This window comes from Pseudoalteromonas rubra, from assembly GCF_000967655.1.
GTDB lineage: Bacteria > Pseudomonadota > Gammaproteobacteria > Enterobacterales > Alteromonadaceae > Pseudoalteromonas > Pseudoalteromonas rubra_A.
Map to the genome: position 1 here is coordinate 1 of NZ_JXYA01000069.1, position 9,289 is coordinate 9,289.

The window sequence follows — 9,289 nt, forward strand, 5'->3', positions numbered from 1 at the left end:
ATACCCACTCGGATCCGTATAACTCAAAGGATTATTCAACACATAAGAATAGGCATTGTAATTCTGAAGATTCGAAGGCGCCTGCACCACCGGATCCGCCTGCATAAATCGACCCGTGTCTGCATCGTAAATCCGACCATTCATATGGGCGAATGTGATCTTGGATACGCAAAGTTTCAGCACCTTTCTGTCAAAGAGCTGCTGTAAACGAAATAGCAATCATGACTATCGACACGATTTTCTAGATATCGTGCAGGCGAAACTGAAGCCCCATTAGTTTAAACCAACATAGATAGCTTTGAAGGGCGTGTAATCAAACATTTAGTGCGTTGAGCTTTTTGATAGTACACTTTTTTAAAGTTTCGCATTTGACCTATTATTCAAGGAGATAGTTTTCAATGTTCAAATACTTAGGCCCAGACCGCATTGACGTCTTGGAATCCAACCATATACGTTTCACACAACCCGCGGATTTTAACGACCCGTTTGAGTTTAAGCCTATTATTTCAACACTTGCCTCAAAAACAGAAATAGATGAAATCTTTGAAGAAGAGATAAGTGAAATCGTACATCATGAAATAAAAAAGTTTTCTGCATCTATGAGGAATCTGATTCCTCCCTCAGAACTAGAAGAAACAATACGACAGCTGTTTAAGCAACAAAGGTCGGCAATCGAAGAAAATTTTGAAAAAATGGGTGGTATCACTGCGACTACATTTAATGAACAATCAAATCGCTTGATTGGTGTACTATCACTTTCAGAACTCAGCACTAACCTGCTTATGTGGTCACATTACGCACACTCCCATAAAGGATTCTGTATCGGGTTTGATAGTACAGCGCAGTTCTTTAATCAAAGACGAAGTGAAAGTGACGAGTTCTACCACTTGCGCAAGGTTGAATATTCTACACACAGGCCCACTAACCGTATGACTCAGCTTGATGGTACAAGCTTACTACTAGTCAAATCAGACGATTGGCACTATGAGCAAGAATGGCGTATGTGTGCTAGATTGAAAGACGCTGAAAAAGTCATTGAATCAACCCCTTACCCAATACACCTTTTTGAGTTTCCAAGGACAGCTGTCAAGGAAGTAATTCTCGGGGCATGTATAGAAAATGATTTTAAAAATCAATTGCTAGCCATAATAAGAAAAAAGTACAGCCATGCTACTGTGAAACAAGCTCATATTTCACCAACAGAGTTCAAGCTAGAATTTACTGAGCTCTAAGTAACCTAAAGCGGTACATCAGATATTAAATGGGGTTAATTCCTTTTAAGCCTTTTAGGTGAGTAATTACCCCCAGCTCTCAATAATTGCTGTTTTGCTGCGCATCGTGAATACCCACTCCTTGCCTGCTTTTTCTTTTTCAAACAAGTTCAGCTCAACCAGGCCGTTTAAGGCATCTCGTGCGGTATTGTATGAGCAGCCCAGGTTTTCTTTCACATTAACCGCTGTAAACTGCTTGGTCTTACCGCTTTTTGCCACCATAAACAGCGTTTTTTGTTTGTCACTGAGCTTACTGAACAGGCCCGAGTCCCATAGCCAGCGGGTGAACGCTTCAGACTCTCTCAGGTTATTCTCATAGGCATGCTTAAATTCGCCAATCGCACGACCTACAATTTTGCACTGGTAGTCAATGAAGTAGGTTAGATCCAGGTCATCCGTTTCAGTGTATAAGTAGCTTTTTCCATATTGGATAGGGGCTGCTTTAAGTAGCACGCTGATGGCTATATACCTGAAGGCCGCATAGTCATTTTTGAACATGTACCAGTAAAATAATGAGCGCGCTACACGGCCATTTCCATCCCGGAATGGGTGCTCAAAGCCAATCACAAAGTGCATAACGATTGCTTTAATAAGCGGGTGCAGGTAGTGACTGCTTTCGACATCCTGATGGTCCTGATTTACCCAGGCAATAAACTGCTCCAGCCGCTCGTGAATTCGGTTGGCTGGCGGTGGGGTGTGTACCGTGTTGCCCTCAGCATCAGCCACTTCAACATCATCTGTCTGCCTGAACGCGCCGGGGTGGTATTTTTCATCATCAATCGACTCCACACCGATTTGGTGCATGGACTGAATAAGGTCAATGGACAACCGTTTGTGGCGGTTTTGCCAGGCGAATTGCATCATTTTAAAATTGCCAATGATCATTTTCTCGTCTGGCGTCCTTGGCTTTCTTGCTCGCTTAAGCAGATCTTTGGCCACTTTTGTTGTGGTCGCAGCCCCTTCCAGTTGGCTGCTACTAATGGCTTCGTCCTCGATCAGGTCATTAAGCAGATATTCAAAGTGTTTTTCTTCGCCTACTTTACTGCACATGTACTCGAGTGAGGCGCTGGTTGCATGCCTGTCTGCCTCTGAGATTGCCTTCTGCATGGTCGGTGTCAGATAGAAACGGGCCTGCCGCTCGGGTTCATCCAATGGCAGTACCGGGCTCAGCTGTTTACTTCTGGCTTTCTTGATAAGGCTCCAGGCAATGTCCAGTTCCAGCCCTTTTGGCAGACGAAACCGTAATTCGTCATAGTGCAGATAGCGCCCCTTGTCATCAACCACAGAGGCGTGATCAAAATAACGGGAGAGCTCTTTAGGGGCATGCTCAGTGATCCAGGTTAGTGGATCAGTGTGAGTCAATTGCGGTGGATGCTTAATCATATACTTATCTCAAAATACCTGGATTTTGAGATAAGTATATTATAAAGATAAAAGATATGTCTCAAAAATATCACAAATTGAGATATAACCTCCTGTGAATGTCCATAAACCTCACGGTCTCAACTACACATCTTCCCTGACATAGTCATGTAGCTTACTGTCTGCCACTGCCTGCGACCTGGCCGCCGGGTGGCATCGGCTCAGCGTTTCCCTTAATTGCACCTGAGTAACACTCAGATAGACCTGAGTTGTTGAAATGTCGGCATGTCCGAGGTACTCCTGAATACACCGCACATCCGCACCGTGCTGTAACAAGTGAGTGGCGGCCGAATGCCGGAGTACATTGCAGGCAGCCCCAACGTCAAAACCCGCCATCAGCAGATACTTTTTTACCAGCCTGCTTAGCTGCGATGCATTAAACGGTTTTCCCTGGTTATCCAAAAAGAAGTGAGTACCCGAATTCAGTTTCGCCAGCTTTGGTCTGGCAAAGTTCAGATATGCGTTCAACCAGGATACCGTTCTGGGATACAAAGGGGTGTAGCGACCTTTACCACCTTTGCCTTTCCTGACCAGAATGGCGCATTTGTCTGAGTCAGTCCGTACGTCCTGTAACTGCAACTTTCCGGCTTCCATACGTCGTGCAGCAGTGCCGTAGTAACACTCCAAAATGGCTCTATCGCGCAAGCCGGTGAGGCCGTATGGCCGGGTCTGATACATTAACCATTCAATTTCTTCTTCGCTCAGAAAGGCGGTCACAACGGGCCGTGGTGCCTTAGGTATTCTGGCGCTCACCAGAGGATCTTCAGTAATGAGCCCCGTATAGGCCAGCTCTTTGAACAATGTGCGAATGTCTGCTGCACGTTTTCGTCGCGTTGTGGCATTTAGCTGTGCATGTGTTTTCGGGCTAATATAACGGCACAAGTAGACTTTGTATTGCTCAAAACAAGCTTTCGTTACCTGCTCCGCACTTTCAATGCCCTGGGCGTGCAGCCAGGCAAAGAACAACTCATGATTATTGCGCTGCTTGTCAATGGTCATCAGCGACAACCCATCGGCCATCCTGTACTGATCGTTACGATCAAGCAGCTGTCGTGTGGCGCTGTTAACTCGAGGGTTCATCTTACACCTCCCGCCGGAGTTGACTCAGGCACATCGCCAGCTCATATACAGGCTTAAACCCCTCTGGCAGTGATTGGCTCAGGCTTTCATGCGACAGGGGAATCCACAACCGCTGAAATGCGCCTTTGCGCCTTCTGCCAATGCGTTCACCGTATATCGCATGTAACTGTTCGGCCTGTTGCAGAAAGACGATGACGCACCCGCTCAACACTTCATGGCCACTGGGCCTGATGATGCCCAACCGTTTTAGAACACCACGCACCAGCTGTCCTTCTGCACTGCGGGGCGTTGGCAGGCGATTACCCATAGTGCGATCCGCGAACCCCAGCATGGTTTGCCCGGGCAGGCTACACGCCTCACCAAGTTGCTCCCGCACATAGTGTTTTGCCCGTGCAGACGCCTGAAAAGATTGTCTGTAATGCTCACAGAGTAAAGGCAGCGTTTGCGTACGAATTTGCAGATCAAATTGCCGAATATGTTCAGGCTGAGTCATGTTATTCATGAGTTTTCCTCCGCGATAGGAGAGTGGAGCTTGCGCATTGATTCGCCATGCAACTGAATGATATGGGCCCGGTGTACAATACGGTCCATGATGGCATCCGCAGCAGTTGGTTCACCAATATACTCATGCCATTTTTCAACCGGTAGTTGGGAAGTGATGATCATTGCACCGCAGCCAGCTCTGTCTTCAAGCATATCAAGTAAGTCCTGCCTATTTCGGGCATTCAAAGGAGTCATCCCCCAATCGTCCAGGATTATTACTCGCGGTCGCTTGAGCTGCCTACGGACCTTAGATATTGAGCCGTCTCTTGCGGCAATTTCCCATTCTTCGTATAAAAAGCTACATCGTTTATATAAAGCACTAAAGCCTTCTCTGATCGCTTTATTCGCTAATGCACATGCCAACCAGCTTTTCCCTACACCTGCACTACCGGACAATATAATAATCAGAGCTTTTTCAATCCATGAGCATTCACACAGAGATTCGATGAGCTTTTTATCAATACCTCTTTGAGGGCTATAGTCTATGTCTTCCATACATGCACTGGACTGTTTCAACTTCGCGTTTTTCAACATACGCTCTAGCTTTTTCCTCATATTCTCAGCACCTTGAGCGTCAGCCAAATCAGCAACAATATCCAGTACAGGTCGAGAAGCACTATCCGGAGAAGAAAGGATTGAGTCTAACCTTTTTGCCGCAGCGCTTAAGCCCAGACCTTCCAGCTTGTCGAATACCTGCTGTTTATACATGAGACCCCCTTAGGCCTTTGTAATACTCTGGGCCTCTGATGTTAGAATGCTCCGGCAGGTTGCCCTCGCCCCCTTCCTCCACAATTTCGTGCTCATCGATGCGGCACTGTAGGATTGACTTGATGCTAGTGTAAGTTGGCGAGTGTATTCTTAATGCACATTCACACGCTTTTTCAAAACGTGTCACCCCATAATCGTTCTCAAGTACTTTCAATTTTTCACAGGCCTGACAGGCCTTTGACGAATGGTCACTCTTATTTTTGAATTGTTCAGAGACGACTTTAATGGCCCCTTCACCAATTCCGGATGCCCAAGCGAGAAAGAATGATTTGTGCATCTGGGCATACTTTTTATGGTTATATGGTCTGTGGTCATTGTTTGTAGTCGTTCCATTTACTACAAAGCTGCGTTTATGAGTGGTCAGGTGCTCATGGTTTTGATAGATCTCAACCTTGTCGGCACAAACTTTCACATCCACTTTTTCATGTCTGAACTGATAAGGTATTGAGTAGAAATGCCCTTCAATATCGACATGATAATCTTTTCCGACTGTACGGTTATAACTCCATGACCCATACTCAAACGCCGTGCTATTTAGCGGCTGCATCGCTGCTCTCTCTACCTCGTGAAACCGTTGATACCTACTACCCGGAAATCGTTTAAACGGTCGATTGTTTAACACAACAAGTAACCGAGCGATTTCCTTGTTTAGCTCCTCAATGCTAAAGAAGGTTCTTCTTCGTAAAACGACTGTAATCCACCGGGTTACCAGCAACACGCCAAGCTCTCCTAGTGATTTATCCTTCGGCTTTCTAACTCTGGCAGGCTCAATCGTCGTTCCGTGGTGATCTGCGAACTCTTCGTATGCTGCGTTTAGATGTGGCTCTTTACCCGCTTTAATAACGGCAGCCTTTAAGTTGTCAGGGACAATTGCTCTCGGTACACAACCTAAAAACTCAAATCCTTTTTGCTGTGCAAGGCAAAAGTCTTCTGTTTTCTGTGAATTGACTGCATACGCAAAGATATACTGCGAGTAGCCCAGGACTAAGACAAAAATCTCTACCCAAGTTAACTTGCCCGACTCAGGATCTTTTATCTGAATTCGTTTTCCTGCGAAATCAACAAAGGCAACTTCCCCGGGTGAATATGTTTGTCGCATACTGATATCCAGCTTTTTCACATAAGCTCGGTACCGATGTGTAAACTGAGAATAACTGATAAAGTTTTCAGGATCCTGAAGGCGAGTAGAGTGCCAAATTTGCATCAGTGTTTGATGCCTTTCTTGCATCAAATCATGAACCCAGTCTAAAGGTGGACACTTGAGACTTGAACAGGAAACCTTTTGACCGACACCAAATATGTTTGCAAGTTCGCTGTCATTGGCATCATCCACCATTTCTACCTTGATAGACTTTTGCTCGCATTTCAGCCGGTAGCTCTTAACGGTATTTTCTGAAACACCGACTATGCCAGCAATTTTTTTATTCGAGTGCTGCGTTACTAAAACTAGCTTCACCAGCCTGCGCCGCTTCAGTGGCTTTAAATAACTCATATTTTCTTTCCTCATGTAAAAAACAAGCACAAAGCATCACCAGCCTTCGCAGTAGAAAGCTTGACCTAAGTGCAGTGAGGAACTAGGATTGAGGAGTCGGCGTATACAACTCGACAATCAACACAAAGGGCTCGAGGGACCAACTCGGGCCTTCTGCTTTCTAGCTCCGGCAAAAATAAAACACGCTATACAATCATTTAGTACCTCCAGAAATTAAGTATCGCTTGAATCGGTTCTTTGCTGTGCCAGCCAGAGTGCGACGTCTTTGGTTAACGCATAACGCCCCCTGCGGTTTTGAATAGTGAATACTGTGATAGGAATGGTGTTACGAACAATAGACTGCCGAAGTGCCTCAACACTTCTATACCCCATGGCTAACCTCAACTGCTCACCAGATAGTATCGGGCTACCGTATAACCCCAGTAAATCTTGCTCCAATTGCAGTGCAAGCGCCTTACATTCTGGGTCAATCGCTTCACTCACAGACAACCCCCTTAAAAGTTAAACTAAACGCAACTGAGTAAGCCTAGTCAAGCTGGCAAAAACCATCAAAGGTCTTATTATTAGATTAAAGATATGGATTTTCACAAATGAAGAACGTTAAGCGATTGATTTAAATTGACCTTGTTTTTTTGAGGTCACTGCCCACACTAAAGTGCAAAACTTTTTATGTTCAATTTTTATGATTACAAGCGACTTTCTCCACCAAGTAAAAACCTGGCGACTCGTTACTTTGCTTCTTTTGTTCAAAACATCACTGATTCAAAAAACCCTTACCAGGTGACCAAAAAGCTACTGTATGCAGAAGACGGCTCGAAAAGTGCTCTAACCCAAAAGTACAACCTAAATAAGCTGTTTTATAAAAAGCGTGACGGAGAAGTGATCGGGCGAGAAGGCGTTGTTCGTAACATTGAGCTGAAATTGCAAGAACAGTTGCACATCGAAATTGACTTAATGTACTCAACTATTTGCCATCCACTCTGGCAACTTTTAGACACTCCCTATACTGAAGCAAACATTAACTCGATTTTGCTGTCATTGCCACCGGCCATATCCACAAAGTGTATTGCCCGAACAACCAACGGAATCACAAAACGTAAACGCCCACATGGCTGCACAGTTCATTTGCTTAGTACGCAGGATGGCCTGGACGCACTCACTTACTTTCTTATTTTGACTTACGAGAAAGTCCACGATACCGAATACGCATCTCTTTGTACTGAACAGATAGCAGCAACAAAAATGTTTATGCGAATGGCAATGACATTGCCCCTTTCACCCATTGCGGCAGACTTGTATTATCGCATTTCAGATTGGCTGGGTGCAGACGAATCAGATAATGAGAGTTTTTACCCGGTCCCAATGGGGTTTTACTCCAAACAAGCCATCGATTTTGATGGAGCGATTCAGTGCTATCACTATTGGTTGCAGCTAGCCCTCGAAATCGGATTAATTGAGGACACATATCACCATAAAATGGCCTTTTTAAAATCCATTGACCATTCACTCGCTGGAGAGCTTAATGTAGACCTAAAAGATATGTATGACTATAAATTGGGTACAACTCCATATCTCGAAAAAATCCTCAACCGCATGTCTGACTACCTTCCCTGACTCGACCAGGACTCAGTGAATCCAGCAGCAGAGATCAGTTCAAATCAGCATGATTACTCAGTTTGTACAGTGCCACCACCTGGTGGGACTGGCCGCAAATGCATCCTCCGCTGGTCAGTTGTGCATGTCAGCGCTGATTTCCACTGCACACCGCGCTGGCGTGATTGCACAGAAAAAAAGCGCTCACTGAGCGCCGATTTTGAATGGCTGTCACCCTAAATTATTAACCTTAACTGCCCGACTTCTCGCAAGCCTTGAGCACTATATAAATCCATAAATAAGATAAAATAATTAATCCTCCACCAACAATCCCCAAACTCAGCCCCCCTAAGTCAAGTACAGATAAACTCTTATCAAAGTAGGTTATCGCAACTAAAATGGCTAAGATTAAAAATTCTATCGGTGCAAGGGAAACCCCCCGTTCTTCTTTGTCTTTATCTGACCAAAAGAAAGATATATAAACAGGGATATAGAAATTCCATAACACTTTCCCTGCATACAAAAAAATTAAAATGTAAAATAAGATAATCATTACGCCCTACTTTATTTGTCTTTGCCCAAAGGCCCCTCGCCACTTTTCACCCCCTCGTGGCCATGTAACTCTTGACCTATGTACTGGCCTAGAAATGTAGTTATTCATCGGGTTTTGTTTGTAGCCTCGAATTATCAATCTTCCGTTCCTAATTTGTGGCCCCCACAGCATTGTTCTAGAGTAGTTCCACAGTGTTGGGCCTCCAACCATAACCCAGCGCCCACTAATTAAGTCAGGGGTTTGCCCAGCTCCAGCCCAAGAAGTCACTGTTGTGGTTGAGCCCCTAAATAGCGATTGTACAAATCTAACAACTCCAACGTAACATTCCGGACATACTGAAGTTGCCACACCATTATCTGCCGAGTAAGCAAGCTCAGCTATCCCTGATTCACCATTAACATAGTATGTATTTCCATCCGCATCAGACAAAGATGTAACACCAGCAATATCAGATGCGACTAGGTACTTTAGTTGTCCACCGTTATCTGTAGCATAGCTTCCAGATGCAGGTGACTGCTGCGGAGATACACCTTCTTCGTCAGAATGCATCTCATCATTAAACATCCT

Annotated in this window: 11 protein-coding genes; 2 read left to right on the top strand and 9 right to left on the bottom strand. The window is 44.9% G+C overall.

The window, feature by feature from the left end:
- On the bottom strand, positions 1-144 hold a 144-nt coding region (locus TW77_RS24935; protein WP_342626735.1), incomplete at its 3' end, for an RHS repeat-associated core domain-containing protein.
- Positions 145-398: 254 nt separating this feature from the next.
- Here TW77_RS24935 and TW77_RS22480 point away from each other — a divergent pair.
- Positions 399-1,232: a DUF2971 domain-containing protein gene (locus TW77_RS22480; protein WP_052713316.1), complete on the top strand. Its 834-nt coding sequence runs from the start codon at positions 399-401 to the stop codon at positions 1,230-1,232.
- A 66-nt stretch (positions 1,233-1,298) separates the two neighbouring features.
- Here TW77_RS22480 and TW77_RS22485 read toward each other — a convergent pair whose 3' ends face one another.
- The 6 genes from TW77_RS22485 to TW77_RS22510 form a co-directional block, all read right to left on the bottom strand.
- Entirely contained in the window at positions 1,299-2,654 is a 1,356-nt protein-coding gene (locus TW77_RS22485; protein WP_010387415.1) for a Fic family protein, read from the bottom strand.
- Positions 2,655-2,777: 123 nt separating this feature from the next.
- On the bottom strand, positions 2,778-3,773 hold the full coding sequence (locus tag TW77_RS26000) for a tyrosine-type recombinase/integrase (RefSeq protein WP_052713317.1): 996 nt from the start codon (positions 3,771-3,773) through the stop codon (positions 2,778-2,780).
- Between the two features lies 1 nt (position 3,774).
- On the bottom strand, positions 3,775-4,275 hold the full coding sequence (locus TW77_RS22495; protein ID WP_046007208.1) for a hypothetical protein: 501 nt from the start codon (positions 4,273-4,275) through the stop codon (positions 3,775-3,777).
- On the bottom strand, positions 4,272-5,024 hold the full coding sequence (gene istB, locus TW77_RS22500; RefSeq protein ID WP_046007209.1) for an IS21-like element helper ATPase IstB: 753 nt from the start codon (positions 5,022-5,024) through the stop codon (positions 4,272-4,274). Before istB ends, TW77_RS22495 begins: the two co-directional genes overlap by 4 nt.
- Entirely contained in the window at positions 5,017-6,576 is a 1,560-nt protein-coding gene (istA, locus tag TW77_RS22505; protein WP_046007210.1) for an IS21 family transposase, read from the bottom strand. The genes istB and istA overlap by 8 nt, the downstream gene beginning before the upstream one ends.
- Before the next feature lie 213 nt (positions 6,577-6,789).
- Positions 6,790-7,059, bottom strand: coding sequence for a hypothetical protein (locus tag TW77_RS22510; RefSeq protein WP_205623897.1), 270 nt, complete (start codon positions 7,057-7,059; stop codon positions 6,790-6,792).
- 186 nt (positions 7,060-7,245) lie between these two features.
- Between TW77_RS22510 and TW77_RS22515 the strand changes: the two genes are divergently transcribed.
- Positions 7,246-8,190 carry a hypothetical protein gene (locus TW77_RS22515; RefSeq protein ID WP_046007211.1) on the top strand — a complete coding sequence of 315 codons (945 nt, stop codon included), beginning with the start codon at positions 7,246-7,248 and terminating at the stop codon, positions 8,188-8,190.
- A gap of 229 nt (positions 8,191-8,419) precedes the next feature.
- On the opposite strand, the gene TW77_RS22520 is transcribed toward TW77_RS22515, so the two are convergent.
- Both TW77_RS22520 and TW77_RS25695 read right to left on the bottom strand, forming a co-directional pair.
- Positions 8,420-8,722 carry a hypothetical protein gene (locus TW77_RS22520; RefSeq protein ID WP_046007212.1) on the bottom strand — a complete coding sequence of 101 codons (303 nt, stop codon included), beginning with the start codon at positions 8,720-8,722 and terminating at the stop codon, positions 8,420-8,422.
- A gap of 6 nt (positions 8,723-8,728) precedes the next feature.
- The coding region (locus TW77_RS25695; RefSeq protein ID WP_205623898.1) for a hypothetical protein at positions 8,729-9,289 on the bottom strand (561 nt) is incomplete at its 5' end.